Consider the following 18,522-nt stretch of genomic DNA (forward strand, 5'->3'; position numbering starts at 1 on the left):
TTCTTCCGCGAGTTTATATTTTATAATTTTCTGAGAAGTAAATGAAAAGCGACAAATTTTATGATGTGGTTTCTAAATTCTATGGTCTGATGATTGATTTCGATAAGAATCTGGAAATAAGAAAAAGCGCGTATAAAAATATTTTTCCAAAACTGGGGAAAATTGCAGATATCGGCTGTGGAATAGGATTGGACTCTATTGCACTATTAAAAAATGGACATACAGTTAAATCTTACGACATCTCCCCTGAAATGATAAAAACCGCAAAGCAAATCTCGAGTAATTATAATGTTAAGATTTTGGCACAAGTTGGTTCATTCATTGAAGCATCATCTATTTCTACTTATGATGCAATCATCTCGGTTGGAAATACTATTGCTCATCTCAATAAAAAGGAATTAGCCGAAGCAATAAATTATTGTTACAATGGAATTAAGCCCGGAGGACAATTATTTCTCCACATGCTAAATTATAAATTGATTCTAAAAGAGAATAAAAGAATTAACAATATTGCTGTGAGAGATAATTTAGTAATTATCCGGTTTTATGATTTCATTAAAAAAGATATTGGCTTTAATATTCTTACCTTCCCTCTAGATAAACCAAAAGAATTCACATTAGTAACCACCATACACTACCCTCATAAGGTTAAACAATTAATGCGGTTATTAAAACAAAATGGATTTGAAAAGATAACATTTGGCGGGGATTTTCAACTAAATGATTTTGATGAGAAAACATCTAAAGATTTATTTATCCTTGCTAAGCGCAGCTTGTAGTGAAGCAATTTTTGATGAGGTTTTATCTTTAAGATTTTCCAATGTTTCCTCACTTAACATTTTCAAAGCTTCCTCTCGAAGCTTACCCCATTTTTCATGAACAGGACAGGGTGTTTCATGAGAACAACCGGGGAAACCCAGCACGCACGATCTAAAACTCTCTAACCCATCAATTGCCTCAACAATATCAATTAATTTTATATCAGCGGCTTTTTTAGCAAGATAAAAACCACCATTCTTACCTTTTTTCGAGCCAATTATTCCGCTTGAAGTTAATATCTGCATTACTTTGGAAACAAACTCCTTGGGAACGTTTAATTCTTTAGAAACCTCTTCAGAATTATATATGCGAGTTTCCCTGGCTGATAAAAATAACACGGCCTGAATCCCCAATTCGCATGCTTTTGAAAAAAAGACAGTCATTGTTCCAACTTATTTTTGAGATAAAAATAAATATTACATTCTAATAAAACCACTTTACTCCAATGTAACAGAGGATAAGACCAATATTTATTTAAGTTTGCCGAAAAAGGAGAATACATGCTTAAAGCAACGATGAGCAATATCGGCATTTGAAATAAACATCATAGGACAACCTGAATGTATTACTGTAATACCATTCTTTTCTGCATGGTTTGCGGCTTCTTTATTATAGCTTCCATTCCCAAATGATTTATGAAACCAAATAATTTTTACTCCGTTTGCAACGCAGTCATTAACAACTTCAATCGATTTTTGGGGATTGGTTGCAATAAATACTGCTTCAACTTTTTGAGGCAATACGCTGAGATTTTTATAGGACTGCACTCCCTCAATTACTTCCCCAGATGGATTCAAGGGATAGACCGAGTATCCCTCCTCAATAAATTTTTTCATTATAGGATTTCCAACTTCTCCAACAGGTTTGCGGGAGACACCTGCAATTGCAATTTCCTTTTTACTTAAAAATGTTTTTACTTTTTCTTGATATTCTATATTCATGTTTACTCCTAAAGTTTCCGGGCGATTACAATCGGTATTTTGACTACATCAAGAGCTCCATTGTTCGCTGATACCGATTCAATAAGTAATATATAAATCCCTATTCTTAATGGATTTCCATTATCATCGAGTCCATTAAAAATAACTGAATTTCGAGAAGCTGCCAAATTGTTCTCGCTTATTGTTCTAACCAATCTGCCGCGACTGTCAAAAACTTTAATTCTAACTTGCGAAAATGGATTAGATAAATCAAAATTAATAATCGCGAAATCCTCAAATCCATCATTATCAGGGGAAAATGGATTAGGTTTAACTGTTACTTTAGCTTCATAAACTGAATTCTCAGAATAAATCGAATTCTGATATGCCGGCGAAGCCCCTTCAATATGAACCGAACTGCTCCAGTTTGAAGGATTGTTTGAAGATAAACCGGGATTTAATCTTTCCAGCGATCTGTTTGTGGTTGATATGATATTTTTATTATGCCAAGTGGGGTTATAGTAAACTGAATCGAGCGTCCTTCCTTTTAAATCTTTTATAACAAGCTGGTTACCATTGTTAGATAAAGAAAATTTAGTTTTTGAAATAACAATTGATTGATTTTCTTTAATCCGGCTGTAGTTTGAAAAGATAGAAGAATCTGAAACAAAAACTAAAAATTCTTTGGGTGAAAGTTTAAATGAGCTTTCCAATATTTTATGATATGTATTTGTCCCGATAATTAATCTCATTCCTCCAATCTGAATTGAGTCCGATGAGTTATTATAGAACTCAATAAATTCAGTGTTTGAGATTTTCGGCTCGTACATTATTTCATTAATAATAATAGATCCATAACCATAATATGGTAGATTATTTATGGAATTGGAAAATCCCGGAGTAGCAAAGTCATCTTCAATAGAGGATGCCCAGTTTGTGCTATCATTAGTGCTCTGAGTAAAAGTGATCCGTTCTAAAGATCTCCCCTTTAACCCTCCCCACCCAGAACTATAATTTAAACTGTCTATAACAGCACCGCGTGAATCGTAGATTAGAATTACATCATTACTATTTCCAAGCGCTCCAAACTTGGCTTGGAAAAATTTTTCCGGTGGTAAATACTGATAGCTAGCAGTATCTGCCGCAATTACAGCATACTCTCCTGGAAGTAAAAAAACATCTTTAGAAGTGACTTTAACAATTGTAGGTGATGGTAACAAGTCACTGATTGACCAATCCTTCAAATTCACGTTTTCGCTTGATGCATTGAAGATTTCAATCCATTCGGTTTCCCCTTTTAATGGATCATACATTACTTCAGAAATTAGAACACTATATTTCCCGGCACCTGGTTTTATTTCTGCAATGAGATAGTTGTTAAACATTTCCTCATCATTTTGAAATAATACCTTACAAAGCACAAGTATAGGTTGAACAATGTTCATTTCAAATTGTGAGTATACCATAATCGAATCATTCGACGTTAACGTCACCCCTTTTTCTGAGCTCAAAAAAAGTGTGTCGTTGTTTTCAATTCTATAAAATATAACTGAATAATTATCTGCAGTTGATAATCCAACATTCTTGACAAGTGCCGCCAGTTTTATATTTTCTCCATAAATTGGGTAAGAAGGTGTTGAAGAAATTGATGCGACAGTTAGATCAAATTCTTTCGGTGTTAAACTATTTGTTCTTCCAGGTGTGCTATATTCAATATCTATGGAAGATCCCCAATTTTTATTATCAGAGGTTGGTTTTTTATGATAAATTCTTTCTAATGATTTTCCTCCGACGCCTCCCCATTTACCGTCATATTTAACCGAATCAATAGTTCTATTATAAAAGTCTTTAATAACAATACCATCAACATCGTTATTCAAATTAGGAATATTAGAAACGATCAATTTTGAGTTGATTGATCTGTGATAATTTTTAATTGTACTATCTTTAGCAATAATCAAATATTTGTTCGAAGGTAGCAAATAATTATCGTTTTGTATCTTACTTATTGAACTTTTAGGAAGTACATCTAAAACACTCCATCCATCCAGGAAAATTGGGTAATTAGAATTGTTGTATAGCTCAATCCATTCGGGTTCCCCGTTAATTGGATTGTACATTATTTCATTTATTAAAACAGTGTTGAAATTATAAGTCGGATACAGAGAAGAGAGCATTTTATTGTTTTGCATATTTTCATCAATATCCCACAATGCGTTAACTTCAAATGTTTGTTTTGTCATCAAACTTGTAATTGTATAATTAAACTCAAATAACAGTGAATCGCCCGGATGAAGCATTTGGGTAACTGTATTCTCTCGATTTTCGATTACTCCATCGGATAATAATGAATTTAGCTGCAACTTAAACAAAGCAATTTGTTTTCCTCGGTTAAATATCTGAGTATTAATTTTAACCTCTTGCGCAACCCCAGGCATCTCTGGCGAATAGAATATTCTTAAAACCTCAACATCAAAATTTTTTCGTGAAAATGAATTCGGATACCCGGGTGTTCCCCCTACGCTTGAGACTGTGGTTCTCCAGTTTGTTGAATCTGGCGAGGATAATCCAGGTTCAATTTTTTCTAGTGATTTTCCCCCGGCACCACCCCACGTGGATCTGTATTCGAGCGAATCAATTATTCGATCAAGTGAATCAAGTAGAATTATTTTGTCTTTAGTATTCATCAACGTTGGAAATGGACTTAAATAAAGTCGCGGAATTTCCAGATACTTTTTAAAACCGGCAGTGTCTTTTGCTATTAACAATATTTCATTTGAAAGTAATTCAACGTTTTTATTAGCAATAAGGATTGTGTCTTTAGAGTTCGCAACTTTGTAGCCATTTAGGTTTATTACTTTTTCACTGTTGTTGAAAATTTCAATCCACTCGCTTTCCGGTGCCGATGGGGCATACATAACTTCATTGATTATTAGATCGCCACGTATTTCATTTATTGTAACACCATCAATATTAAAGCTTGCCGAATTGTTATCTGTAAATTCATCATTGGAACAATTCACCTCTACAATAAATTTATTTTTCCCTTTATTAAAATTAGAAACTGATAATTCAATGATTTTAATCTCCCCGCTCAAAAAGTTTTGAAAGCTAATCTGATGTAATATTTCATTATGTTGTGCAATCCCATCTTCGCTTTTATCGTGAAATAAGTTAACAATCACGAGCGCAATTTCATCCTCACCAATATTTTTAATTTCAACATTTAAATTTAAGCCGGAGTTGAGCACAGCATATTTTTGAGGTGAATTAAGATTTAATATAGATGCATCATATTTTTTTTGAGACACTGAATTTGTCTTTCCCGGAGTACCTTTAAGTCTTGCTTCCGAATATCTCCAGTTTAATTGATTTGTGGTAGATTCTTTTAGAGCAACTCTTTCGATTGATCGGCCGTTCGGTGTAGTAACCCAAGACATCGAATATTTTAATGAGTCAATTGTATTCCCAATCAAATTCTTGATTACAACCTCGTCACCATTATTATTGAATGCCGGCATTGGCCTAACTATAGTTCTCGCACTGATGGAATAATAATTTAGTAGTGAACTGTCGTTGCTAACCACCAAATACTCATTTGGCTCCAGGAATAAATCATTTGTATCTAGAATAACCGATGAGGCATTATCACCTATTTTCCAGTTTTTTAGATTAATGTTTTTGCTAGAAACATTCTTCAATTCAACCCATTCCGGCTCATCATTAATAGGGGCAATCATAACTTCATTAATAATTATTTCATTATAGGATGCTTGTTTTTCGTTTACAGTAAAATTAAAAATTCTTTCGTTGTTCAATAAATTTTCATCCTCCGCATATTTAAGAAGAGCAATAATATTTTTTGTCCCCTCAGTTTGCACTTTGTAATTAATTGAAATATTCGACGAATCATTAATACTCAACGGATCATATTTAGCGTAATGTATTAAATCTCTTTTTCCATTTAGGGTATTTTCGAAATTTTCAATATATAGCTCTACTACAAATTGATCAGATAAAATCAATCCAACATTTTTTATAGACACTGAAATTGTAAGGATTTCATCAACGATTGGATGTTTTGGTGTCACCTCTTTTATCTCGATACTTAAATCCCGTTTTCTCGTTGTGACTGAATTTATTTCTCCCGGGGTACTTTTCTTACTTGCTTCCGAAAAGCGCCAATTGTCAATTTTTATTGTTTGTCCAAGAGAAGATATTCTTTCAAGAGAGCGGCCGACCGGCTTAGAAGCCCATGTTGCATCATATCGCAAAGAATCGATTGTAATTCCTGTTCTTTCCTTAATTATTACATCATCCCCATTATTATTCAGAGACGGCATTGAGCTAACCAATAATGCAGATGTAATTGCATGATAGTATAAAACCGAGCTGTCAGCACAAATCAAAAAATATTCACTTGGTTGAACGAGTATATCTTTTGAAGTGATGATCACAAAAGAAGTATTATCTCCGATTTTCCAACCATTAAGGTTAATCACTCTATCTGAATTATTTTGTAATTCAATCCATTCCGGTTCATCATTTATTGGCGCAAACATTACTTCGTTTATTATGATGCTGTTGAACGCTTCAGGTTTGTTATGCACATACAAAGTGATAGTAAGATTATTGTTGGATTTTTTCTGATCCTCCGCATAAATTAAGTTAATTATTAGCTGGTAGGATCCCGAATCAAAAAATGTGTAGGGTATTATAAAATCTGTGGAGTCATTATTTTCTAAACTATTTAGTGTGCTAGAATATATTCTTTCATTCAATTCAGCTATTGAGTCTTTATTCAAATCATTAAAAAGCTGAAGAGTGTAATCAGTTGAATTTCTATAGCCAACATTTTTAACATTTATTTTTATATGGAGCTCTTCATAAACAAAAAGTTTGTTGGGTGCGACTGTTACTGAAGATATAGTTAGGTCATAATCTCTTTTTGATATAGAGTTAATATTCCCCGGTGTGCTTTTTGTGTTCGATTCAGAGAATCGCCAATTAGATCTAATAATTGTTGGTTCGGTAGCGGAATATCGTTCAAGAGATCTTCCTCCTGCCGAGGTAATCCAATGCCCTTCATATCTTAATGAATCGACTATAAAACCGGTACTGGATTGGATTACAACATCATCTCCGCTATTATTTAAGGTGGGCATCGACTTCAACACAAAATTAGAGGTTAGTGAATGAATACTCAGAAGAGAACTATCGCCACAAATTATTACAAATTCTTTTGGTGAAAGGGATAAATCTTTTGTTGTAATAATAACTGATGAGCTTTTATCTCCGATTTTCCAATTTTTAATGTTTATAATTCTGTTAGAAATATTTTGTAGTTCAATCCATTCGGGCTCATCATTTGTGGGAGCAACCATTATTTCATTTATAATTATGTCGTTGAAATTAACCTGTTTATCAGCAACATCTATTAAAGTAGTCTTTTTATTATTATACTGATTTTCATCCTCGGCACAGAGAAGTTCGGCTATTATTTGAAATGCTCCAATTTTGTCTATAGTAAATTTGACTGTGTATTCAATAGAATCATCAACTACCAGTTCAGTTTTTGTTGCAATAAAAATTTGCTCATCTTGTTCTCCAATCGAATCCCTATTTGCATCATTAAATATTTTGAGAGAAAAATTATTTGTGTTTTGGTGACCAAGATTTTTTACTAATACCGAAATAATAAACTCCTCCCCAACTATTGGTTTTTCAGGTTCAACTTTAACTAGCATTATTCCTAAATCATAATCTCGTTTTGTTATTGAGTTTATTTCTCCTGGGGTTGAATTCAAAATAGCAATTGAAGTTGCCCAATTAATTTCAGAATTACTCTGTTCACCTGCAGATCTTCTTTCGAGGGATTTTCCCTCAGCCCCTCCCCAACTAGATAAATATTTTACTGAATCAATAGTTTTGTTTTTATTACTCATTAAAATAATCTCATCACCACTATTATTTAATGTAGGCAAGGTTTTTATTAACAATTTGGATTTAATGTGATGGTAGCTAGAAATTGTTTGGTCGTCACTAATTACCAAGTACTCGTAAGGGTAAATTTGAAAATCTTCATTACTGATTTCAATAAGTTGGTTTGAATCTCCAATTCTCCAATTCTTTAAATTAATTACTCGATCAGATCGGTTGTATATTTCTATCCATTCAGGCTCACTGCTTGCCGGTGCATACATTATTTCATTAATCACTACTTCGTTATACCCTGCATTTTTTTCAGTCACTGCGAAAGTAAAAGTAGAAATATTGTTGGATTGGTTTTCATCTTGATGGAAAATTACTTTTGCGAACAACTTATTTTCCCCGATCGCTGAACCGGCAAATTCGACCTCTACAAGAAGAGAGTCACCCCAACCTAGCTGATCAATAATTCTTTCAAATATATTTTCTTCTGGCTGTGGCTCGCCATCATGATTTGAGTTAATGTAAACTTCTATCTTAAAATTTATGGCCTTTTGTGTACCCAGGTTTTTTATGAGAATTTGTGCCTTTATAATTTCATTTTCAGCCGGGAGAGGTGGATCGATTCCAATAATCTGAATACTCAAATCGTCATTAGTTATTGTTGGGGTTATAGAGTTTATTTTACCCGGGGTTCCATTCAGAGCAAGAGAGTTGCGCCAGTTAGCTGAATTATTATCCTTATTTAATAAATATTTTTCATCCGAAATACCAGATAAGTTATCAGCAGAATAAATGTACGTTTCAATAACCTCGTTACTACTATTCAACAAATAAATCTCGCGACTTGAAGAGTTAGCCATTCCATTTGTGCCGAACGAGTTATCTCCTATTTTCAATACCAGCGCATCTTGCGGTATTAAATTTTTGTAAGCGCCATTTGCATAATCGTAATCCCCTTCTATTATAATGGCATATTTATTAGGCAATAGAAACCGGCCACCGATAAACTCAATAATATTATCGGCGGTTGATGTGTAGTATTTGAACTTCAGTTTTGATAAGTCAACAATTTCAGTTTCAGAAGAATTGTAGATTTCTATGAATTCCCCATTCAATTCAGAAGGAATGAACATTACTTCAGAAAAAGTTAGCGAGCCCCCTGACTGTGCATTAATAAAGGAAAAAGAAATCAACCCGGTCAAAACCAAAGTTTTGATAGGAGTTCTTTTCATTTAATATTACAGCTTCAAATTACTTAGGTAATATTAATAAAGAATTAATACTTTGCAAGAAAGAAAATTATATTTCAACCCCGAATTTGAATCTGAAACCAAATTATAAAAAATTGAATCCACTGCAATTTTATTCATCCAAATGTTTAATTTTGAGCCCGTTAACAATAATGGAAATCATATGAAGCGCATATTCATTTTTATTCTATTCTTTCACCTAATTATTACATATCAAAATTTTTCACAAAACGAAATTTTCACTGCAAAAATATTAGAGATTGGGAAAACAGATAACCGCACAATGTATTGGCAGGATATGCTGAGCAATAGATTCGGTGGTAGAATAACCGGCTCGGATGCTTATTTAAATTCTGCTGAGTGGGTAAAAAATGAATTGATTAAAATGGGTTTGGAGGTTGAGCTTGATGATGTTGCTTCAGTACCGGTTGGCTTCAATAGAGGAGCCTGGTTTGGAAAAATGATTTCTCCTCAACTAATAAATTTAGAGTTTGTGACTCCATCGTACACAGCAGGAACAAAGGGAAAGCAAAAGGGGCGTGCTGTTTTAATGCCCTCAGAAAAAAATTATGATTCTTTGAAGAGTTCTTTAAAAGGCGCATGGGTTTTAATTGATGGCGTAAGTGAAGGCTTACCAATTGATCGAGATACTATTTCTTTATTAACAAAAAAATTAATTGCCGCCGGCGCGCTAGGCACAATTCAACTTTCACGAGTGCCCATTAGAGCACTTGATGCCCGCACGGTAAAATCATTTGATGATTTACCTGTGTTATGTGATATTAAACTTCTTGATGAACATTATAATCTTATTAAATCTTTAATCGAAAAGGGAGAAGAAGTAGTTCTCGAATTCGATATCCGCAATCATTTTAAACCAGGTCCGGTTAAATATCCAAATGTTTTAGGAGTTTTAAAAGGAACAGAATTTCCGGATGAATATGTAGTTCTTGGTGCGCATCTAGATTCATATGATGTTGCTACCGGTTCTGTTGATAACGCTTCAGGCGTTGCTAATATGCTCGAAGCAATAAGAATGATTACTACTGCCGGAGCTAAACCTCGCCGTTCAATTATGGTTCAACTTTACGCTGCCGAAGAAAGAGGTTTGCTTGGTTCAAAATCTTGGGTTCAAAAGAATAAAAATAAACTTGATAAAATATCTATTGTGTATAATAAAGATAGCGGAACAAATGCTCTTACTAGTCTGCTAGTACCTAAAGTAATGGTTGAGCCTCTAAAAAAAGTGGCCGAACCATTAGAGAAGGCAAATCTAAAATTTGGTTTTAAACTTGCCGAGATGAGTCCCTTCCGAAAAGCCGGACGAGGTGGAACCGATAGTCATTCTTTTGTAATGGAAGGTGTACCGGCTCCTTGGCTAAGATTAGAAGGTACACACAGGTATGGAAATACATGGCATACAAATCTCGATACTTACGATCAAATTATTCCAGAATATCAAGAACAATCTTCAATAGTAATCGCAGTTCTTGCTCTTGGAACCGCAAATTTAGATAAACTACTTCCCCGCGAAGGCGCATTTTATCCCGATGGAATTTATGCCGATCTAAACACAAACAGAGGTAGAATTACACTTAAAATTGATTATGAGAATGTGCCGATGACTTCAGCTAATTTTATTGGTCTTGCTGAAGGGAAAATTGATAATGGCGTTGTACCAGTTGGAAACCCCTTTTTCAATGGATCGATTTGGCATAGAGTGGTTGCCGGGCACGTTATTCAAGCAGGGAAACCAAATATTAGAAATTCGAATAGTGAAGTTGAAGGACCCAAATATGAATTCCCAAATGAAATTTATAAGGGACTTTCGCACAACAAAGCCGGAATGCTGGGCATGGCAAATGGTGGACCCCATACTAATGGGAGTCAATTTTATATTACTCTTGGCGATCGTTCATATCTCGATGGCAATTATACTTTGTTTGGAGAAGTCTTTGAGGGAATGGACGTTGTGTATAAAGTAGTTCAGGGAGATACTATAAAAAGTATATCCATCACAAGAATTGGAGAAAAAGCTAATAGTTTTAAACCAACGACAGAGCAATTCAAAAAAATGGTTGACGATGCAAGTATTAAAGTACAGGCAGAATTTGAAAAAAAGAAAAAAGCAGAATTAGAGTGGAGTCAAAAAAACCTTAAAAATTCTTTAACAACGGCTTCAGGTATTAATTATGTGATTGTTCAGAATGTTTCAGGAAATAAACTAAACCCGGGTACACTAATTAAGTTAAAGTATAAAGGAAAAGTATTGATTGATGAGTTAAATTTTAGAAGCTCTATTGATGGTAAACCAGATTTTGGCGACGAAGGAGAAATTTTTGAATACACAATTGGCAGTTCAAAAATTAATCCGGGCTTTGATGAATTGGTTTCAAGCATGACAATCGGTGAAAAAAGAATTGCTGTCGTGCCCTCTGATTTAGCTTACGGAGTTGGAAGTTTTTATGGCAAATATGAAGCGGGTAAAAAGAGGTTTGTTATTGCTCCACACTCTACTTTGTATTACGAAATTGAGATTATTAAATAAAATTATTTCGGTATAATTTTACGAATGATTTGGAGATTGTGATGACGCTTCCCTATTATGTTGTTGATGCCTTTACATCAAAATTATTTGGCGGAAATCCTGCCGCGGTAGTTCCGCTTCCAGAATGGATTGATGATTCATTGATGCAAAATATTGCTGCCGAAAATAATCTTTCCGAGACCGCCTTTTTTGTTAAAGAAGGTGATCATTACAAAATTCGTTGGATGACTCCAATAAGTGAAGTTCCTCTTTGTGGACACGCTACACTCGCATCTTCATTTGTAATTTTTAATTTCATTGAAAAGGATGTTAATGAAATTAAATTTATTTCAAAAAGTGGTGAGTTAATTGTAACCAAAGAGTATGATTATCTATCATTAAATTTTCCAATTAATAAGCCTCACAAAGTTGGAGTTTCGAAAGAAATAAAAGAATGTTTTGATAAGGAACCGGTTGAAGTTTTGGAAAACGGATTTTTCATTTTAATAATTTTTGATTCTGAAGAGTATATTAAAAATGTAAAACCGGATTTTGAGCTAATCAAGAATATTCACCCCCACGCAGTCATCATTTCAGCGGCTGGAAGTGATTCAGATTTTGTATCCCGCATGTTTGCGCCTAACGAAGGAATTAACGAGGATCCTGTAACCGGTTCCGCTCACACAGTTTTAATTCCTTACTGGTCCGAAAAACTTAATAAGAAAATATTTCGTGCCCTTCAGCTCTCAAAACGGGGAGGCGAACTTTTTTGTGAAAATTTAGATCCGCGAGTAAGAATTTCGGGGAAATGTGTGCTTTATTCGCAAGGAAGTTTATTTTTGGCTTTATAATTAAGATTATTGTTCTGATATTTGCGCCAAATTCAAATATTTTTTCCTAATTTAAGTTTGAATATTTATTCATTTTTGAATATGAGACACTTCTCTCTATGAAAATTTTTCGTACTCTTGTTTTATTCTTATTTGTACTTATTACACTTTTGTCTTGCGATGCGCCTAGGATAAATCCACTCGATCCACAAAATCCCGATTATAATCTGGGGATACTCGACGGTTATGTTAAAACTAATTCAATTCCTCAGCTCCCCATTGCTAACGTTAAAGTATTATTGAATAATACTAGTTTGTGGACTACCACCAACTCTGATGGTTATTTTAAATTTTCCGCAATTCAAAGAATTAACGGATTATTAATCTTTGAGGCAGATGGATTTTATAATGATTCAATTTCAATTGAGTGGGGCAACAGCAAAACAAGACGCATTGACGATCAAATTCTTAATTATTCAAAAGCTGGAATTGATGGCTTAGTTAGAACGGAAACGTTACCAAGAACTGCTATTGGGGGCGTTCAAGTATTTTTAAAGAATCAAAATATTATGGTAGAAACCGCCGATAACGGGAGTTTTAAAATACCAAACCTCAAAATTCAAAATGGTTGGCTATATTTTAGGAAACCAGGTTATAGCAATGACTCTGTTTTTGTAAATCTTGAAACCCAGCGAAATATTACATTAGACTTTTTTATGAAGAAGTTACCTTCAATTGAAGGAACCGTGAGAAACGAAGCCCTGCCAAGAAATATAATACCCGGCGTTCAAGTCTTTTGGAAAAATCAAAATATTCTCGTTGAAACAGACAATGAGGGAAAATTCAAACTTGAAAACTTGATTGTAAAAAATGGGTGGATTTATTTCAGCAAGACAGGCTACAGTTCCGATTCAACTTTTGTTGACATTGAAAATCAACGTAATGTTATGCTAGATATTTTTCTGCGCAAAATGCCACAGATTGATGGAGTAATCAGAACCGTTGCCTTTCCGAGAGTTGTATTGAGCAATGTTCAAGTTTATTGGAAAAATCAGAATATTTTTATCGAGACAGATAATCAAGGCAGATTTTCTCTTGCAAATCTAAATATTAAAAGCGGATGGCTCTATTACAGTAAATCTGGCTACAGTCCCGATTCTATTTTTATTAATCTTGAAAGCCAAAGAACTGTATCGTTAGAATTATTTATGAACAAAATTCCACTGCTGGAGAATTTTTCAATTTATACGGTAGTTACTAATTTATTCCCAAACCGACAGTTATATAGATTATATATACAAACAACCATTAACGACGCTGAAAATGATGTTGATTCGGTTTTTATAAGATGTCAAGAACTTAATTTCAATAAACAGTTATTCTTTAATCCTTCTACCAGGGCATACGAAAGAGATTTTGATCCAAGTGAACTTGGTGTTGCTTCATTAGAAGAAGCGGTTGGTAAATCATTTTCAATAATTGCAAAAGATGATAATCGAAAAGTATTCAATATTGGTTCATCAAATATTAAAAGGATTATTAAGCAGGAGGTAACACCTCGATCTCCTGTAAACAGAGAAGTGGTAGCGCCAAACTTTACAATTATCTGGAATAGATTTGAGCCCGGTTTTTCATTTAAATATAGAATTCAAATTTTTTCGGATGATATAAACCGGTTTTTAATTTGGGAAAGTGGATTAATTTCCAGCAACGATGTTCAAGTTGTTGTGCCCAACGTCATCTCATCAGGTGATTATTTCTGGGTAATTTTGTGTATAGATGAATATCAAAATGTTAGTAAATCAAAACCCGCATCCTTTGTACTTCAATAATAGAATAAACTATGTCAAACTTTTTTGTTGAAAATATTAATCACATTAAAAATTTGAGCAAAGATGAGTTTGAAGCTTTGTTCGAGTTTTCCGAAATACTCAATTCTTCTACACGGCAAGAGTCACTTGTTGAAGATGCAATAGATATAGTTATAAAAGTTATTAATGCAGAGCGTGGTTTATTTGTAAAGTACGACGAGAATAATGACAGCTTTTCAATTGTAACGGCACGTAAAATTTCAAACGAAAGCATTACCGATCTTCATCAGTTTTCTTCGGGAATTTTACAGAAAGTAATTAAAGAAAAGAGACCTCTACTATATCATGATGTTATGAGTGATCCTCACCTTTCACAATTTGAAAGTGTGCAAATCCAAAGAATTAAATCGGTAATTGGTGTTCCAATTATTAGGGATCAAAAAGTTTGGGGAGTTATTGTTGCCGACAGCCAGCTTGACAGACGTGAATTCACAGATGAAAATTTATTGTTTCTCGGTTTCTTTTCAAATCTTGCCTCATTAGCATTAGATAGAATTATTAAAATAGAAGAGTTAGAAAAGCAAAATCAAATTCTCATTAACCGGCTACAATCCACCGAAGAAATTCCTGATATGATTGGCGACAGTCCGGCAATGAGAAATCTTTCTCATCTAATTCATAAAGTTGCTCAAACAGACGCTACGGTTTTAATTGTTGGGGAAAGCGGTACCGGTAAAGAGGTAGCGGCAAAAGCAATTCATGAGTTAAGTGTGAGAAAATCGAAAGCTTTTTTAGCTCAATTCTGCGGATCTATTCCCGATACACTTTTAGAAAGCGAGTTATTCGGATATAAAAAAGGCGCGTTTACGGGAGCCAATAACGATAAACAGGGTTTACTTGAGGCCGCTGACTCGGGCACATTTTTTCTTGATGAAATTGCCGATATATCCTCGGCGCTTCAAGCTAAATTATTGCGCGTTTTAGAAAATCGTGAGATAATTAGACTTGGTGATGTAAAAGTTAAAAAGGTGGATGTTCGCATTATTGCCGCAACAAATAAGGAGCTGCATTCATTAGTAAAAGATGGAGCTTTTCGAGAAGATTTGTTTTACCGGTTAAATGTATTTCCTATTCGCATTCCCCCTTTGCGAGAAAGAAGAACCGACATCCCTCTTCTCGCGGCACATTTCGTGAAAAAAATTGGGAAGCAGGAACTTACAATTGATCCCGGCTCGGTAAAAAAACTGGAAAGCTATTTTTGGCCCGGTAATGTTCGTCAGTTAATAAATGTTATTCAACGAGCAATAATTTTATGCGATGGAAATAAAATTTTACCTGAACATATAATTCTTGAAGATGAAAAAGATCTTGAAAATTTTAATGGCACTCTGCACGAATTTGAAATGCTGCTTCTAAAGAAACGTCTTGATGAGTTTAATGGAAACCGCACACTAACCGCAAAATCATTAAATGTATCGGTTAGATGGATACAGCTCAAACTAAAAGAACTTGGAGAAAACGGTAATTAATGCAAGGATTAACCTCCGAAATATTATTTGAGAAATTTGAAATTATAGAAGTTCTTAAAAAAGATGAACATGCAGGGGTTTATCTTGCCAATCATATTTATCTTAGTAAAAAAATAATTCTAAAAGTTCTTAACACAAAAAAACTGCCAGATCATTCAATTGTTGAACGATTTAAGCGGGAAGCAAAAATACTAGCACGACTTGATCATCCCAATATTATTAAAGTGTTAGATTTTGGCATGAGTAAAGAGTTTTTCTATATCTCCTTTGAATATATTGAAGGGGAAAGCATGCGTAATATGCTTAAAACAAAATCTCTTTCACATGAGCAAAAAGAGCACTTAATGATTCAGCTTCTCAAAGGATTGGATTATGCTCATAAAAATCAAATTATTCATAGAGATATAAAACCGGAAAATATATTTATAGATAAAAATTTAACGCTAAAGATTGGTGATTTTGGTCTCGCGCTTTCTTCAGAAGATAATTTTGTTACAAACCCATATTCAATAGTTGGCACTCCAAGTTATATGAGTCCAGAGCAGGTACGCGGGGCTAAGTTAACTCCACAAAGTGATTTGTTTTCCACAGGCGTTGTTCTGTTTGAATTATTCTCCGGCAAAAATCCATTTCTAAGAGATAATGTAAGTCTAACACTAAACGAAATAATTGGATATGATGAAGGCAATCTCCCAGAAAAGTTAAAAGAATTACCACAGAATGTTCAAGAAATTCTTCTTAAGCTTTTAAAAAAGAAAATTGCCGACAGAGTTCAATCGGCCGAAGAAATATTAACATCATTGAATGTAAGTCTTGATCAGCCAACAATAGTAGTAAATAATTTTAATAATGATGCAAAAAGATCAAAGCTTGCTTTAGGGTTCATAGCTATTTTTATTTTAATAATTGGTGGCTTTGTGCTCTCTCAAATATTTTCAACTGATGGTAATCCTACTATTACAAACAATCAGCAGGAGCAGATTGAAGATCCTTCATCTCTTCAAAATGATTCCAAATCTCAAATAGATAGTAATAGCGCTAATGAATCTTCAGAGATTCCATTAACGGAAGAAGAAAAAAATATTAATGAATTAAATAACCCAACTCAGAATAATTCTCAAACCAGCATGGCTGAACCAAAGTCGTTAGGTTTAGGAGGGCTGGTAGTTGAGTGCCTTCCCTGGGCTGAAGTATTTATTGATGGTGAACGAATAGGTGTAACTCCAAATGTTAGCATTAGACCGATCAACTTGCAAGCTGGAGAGTACACACTAAAACTGGTTCATCCCGATTATCCCGTTTTCTCACAAACAATAAATATTGCAGCCGGTGAGGTAAAAAATGTACGTATTTCGCTTGATGCAACTATGGGATTCGTTAAATGTTTTGTTCATCCTTTTGGAGATGTATATATAAATGGAGAAAAGAGGGGACAAATTCCATCCCCCGATTTTCTAAAAGTAAAACCGGGTCCTGTTAGATTAATAATAAGAAACAATGATTACCGTGATATTGATACTGCTTTTTATATTCGCGCCGGAGATTCTTTAAGACTCAAATTTAGTTTTAGGAAGCCATAATTTAATCTCGGTTTTCCCTGATTTTTCATGTTGACTTTACATTTCTTAATTAATATAAATTGGCAGAACCATATAAGTAATTGTTACCAAGCTGGGGTTTATATGGGTTCATTCGATTTCATCTCACAATTCTTTAATAAGTAAAAATAAGCTGCAAATTGCCAAGGGTTGTTTATTTTTATAAGTTGGAGAGTCGTATTTTTTAACAAACATAGAATAAACTTCTCTTAAAGATGATAAAAACATTTTTAACCATATTCTCGGTAATACTGGTTTCCAGTTCTCTAATGGGACAGGTTAATTCGTTTTTGGAATTAAAGAGAGATTTTGAAGATTTTGAGTATTCTAAAGTAATTTTGAAATCGGAGCAATTGCTGAACAATGAGAATATTTCAGACTCTCTAAGAATTGAAATTTATTTGATGAAAGCCATTTCTCACTATTCCCTCGGAGGCATTGTAGAAACCAAAACCTCTTTTCAGAACATATTATTGATTAATAGGAAGTACAATCCAAATCCATCTCAAATATCTCCGGTGTTGGTTGCAATTTTTGATGAGGTTAAAAGAGATTATGATCAACAAAATCCACTGCCTCTTGATCCTCTCCAAAATGTTAAAATAGATTCACCTCTACCGATTATTGATTATAATCATTTTAAAACTTCAGCTCTTAAAAACTTACTTGTTCCGGGCTGGGGACAAATAAGTATTGGAAACACCACAAAAGGAATAATTACCACCGGGGTTGTTGCTCTTAATTTTATAATGATGTTGAATTCAATCTCTAATACAAATGAAAAGGAATCTGCTTATCTAAACGAAACAAATCAGGCGCTAATTGAAACTAAATTTTCACAGTACAACTCCTCATATAAAACAAGAAATCTATTGATCACCTCTTTTGCCGTTGTTTGGCTTTACAGTCAGATTGATTTTCTATTTTTTTCAAGTTCGGTTGCAGAGCCTCAAGAATTAAACTCAAAATTAAATTACTCCCCTGTAACAGAAACCATTAGCATCGATCTGATTTTTCCTCTCAGCTGGTAAGAAAATTTTTCGACTTCCACGAAATATTTTCGCACCAAATCGGACGATTATCACTCACAGACTTCGTTTATTCAATAAATATTGAACATTTTTTTCGGGCATTATTCTTGCCCATGATTCAAACACACACACATGGACTCCGTCCTTAAGATCGGCGAAGGGAGTAAGTTTGAAAGGCACCTTCGCCTTTCGATTTTTAAATAGCGGTCATTTAGAGATACCCCCGCTTATCTAATTTCTCAATTAAACAAGTTATTTATATATTTCACATCATTA

General features: G+C 33.9%; 10 protein-coding genes. 7 read left to right on the forward strand and 3 right to left on the reverse strand.

The annotated features are described in order from the left end of the window. Positions 1-41: 41 nt before the first annotated feature. Complete coding sequence (locus KF816_16855) at positions 42-779, forward strand: class I SAM-dependent methyltransferase (GenBank protein ID MBX3009696.1); 738 nt, start codon at positions 42-44, stop codon at positions 777-779. On the opposite strand, the gene KF816_16860 is transcribed toward KF816_16855, so the two are convergent. The 3 genes from KF816_16860 to KF816_16870 form a co-directional block, all read right to left on the reverse strand. Beyond that, a complete protein-coding gene (locus KF816_16860) occupies positions 750-1,202 on the reverse strand; it encodes an Rrf2 family transcriptional regulator (GenBank protein MBX3009697.1) in 453 nt (150 codons plus the stop codon). The two genes, KF816_16855 and KF816_16860, sit on opposite strands and share 30 nt — an antisense overlap. Before the next feature lie 87 nt (positions 1,203-1,289). Further along, a complete protein-coding gene (locus tag KF816_16865; protein ID MBX3009698.1) occupies positions 1,290-1,760 on the reverse strand; it encodes a CoA-binding protein in 471 nt (156 codons plus the stop codon). An 8-nt stretch (positions 1,761-1,768) separates the two neighbouring features. Further along, complete coding sequence (locus KF816_16870) at positions 1,769-8,902, reverse strand: lamin tail domain-containing protein (protein ID MBX3009699.1); 7,134 nt, start codon at positions 8,900-8,902, stop codon at positions 1,769-1,771. Positions 8,903-9,083: 181 nt separating this feature from the next. On the opposite strand from KF816_16870, the gene KF816_16875 reads away from it, so the two are divergent. From KF816_16875 to KF816_16900, 6 genes are all read left to right on the forward strand, one after another. Beyond that, positions 9,084-11,468, forward strand: a complete 2,385-nt coding sequence (locus KF816_16875) for a M20/M25/M40 family metallo-hydrolase (protein ID MBX3009700.1) — start codon at positions 9,084-9,086, stop codon at positions 11,466-11,468. 41 nt (positions 11,469-11,509) lie between these two features. Continuing rightward, the gene (locus tag KF816_16880; GenBank protein MBX3009701.1) at positions 11,510-12,298 is read left to right on the forward strand and encodes a PhzF family phenazine biosynthesis protein; all 789 of its coding nucleotides are present in this window, start codon (positions 11,510-11,512) and stop codon (positions 12,296-12,298) included. Between the two features lie 98 nt (positions 12,299-12,396). Next, positions 12,397-14,109: a carboxypeptidase-like regulatory domain-containing protein gene (locus tag KF816_16885; GenBank protein MBX3009702.1), complete on the forward strand. Its 1,713-nt coding sequence runs from the start codon at positions 12,397-12,399 to the stop codon at positions 14,107-14,109. An 11-nt stretch (positions 14,110-14,120) separates the two neighbouring features. After that, complete coding sequence (locus tag KF816_16890; GenBank protein ID MBX3009703.1) at positions 14,121-15,617, forward strand: sigma 54-interacting transcriptional regulator; 1,497 nt, start codon at positions 14,121-14,123, stop codon at positions 15,615-15,617. Next, a complete protein-coding gene (locus KF816_16895) occupies positions 15,617-17,197 on the forward strand; it encodes a serine/threonine protein kinase (protein ID MBX3009704.1) in 1,581 nt (526 codons plus the stop codon). Before KF816_16890 ends, KF816_16895 begins: the two co-directional genes overlap by 1 nt. A gap of 287 nt (positions 17,198-17,484) precedes the next feature. Beyond that, a complete protein-coding gene (locus KF816_16900) occupies positions 17,485-18,246 on the forward strand; it encodes a hypothetical protein (GenBank protein MBX3009705.1) in 762 nt (253 codons plus the stop codon). The last annotated feature ends 276 nt before the right edge of the window (positions 18,247-18,522 follow it).

This window comes from Melioribacteraceae bacterium (genome assembly GCA_019638015.1).
In the GTDB taxonomy this organism is placed as follows: Bacteria; Bacteroidota; Ignavibacteria; order Ignavibacteriales; family Melioribacteraceae; genus JAHBUP01.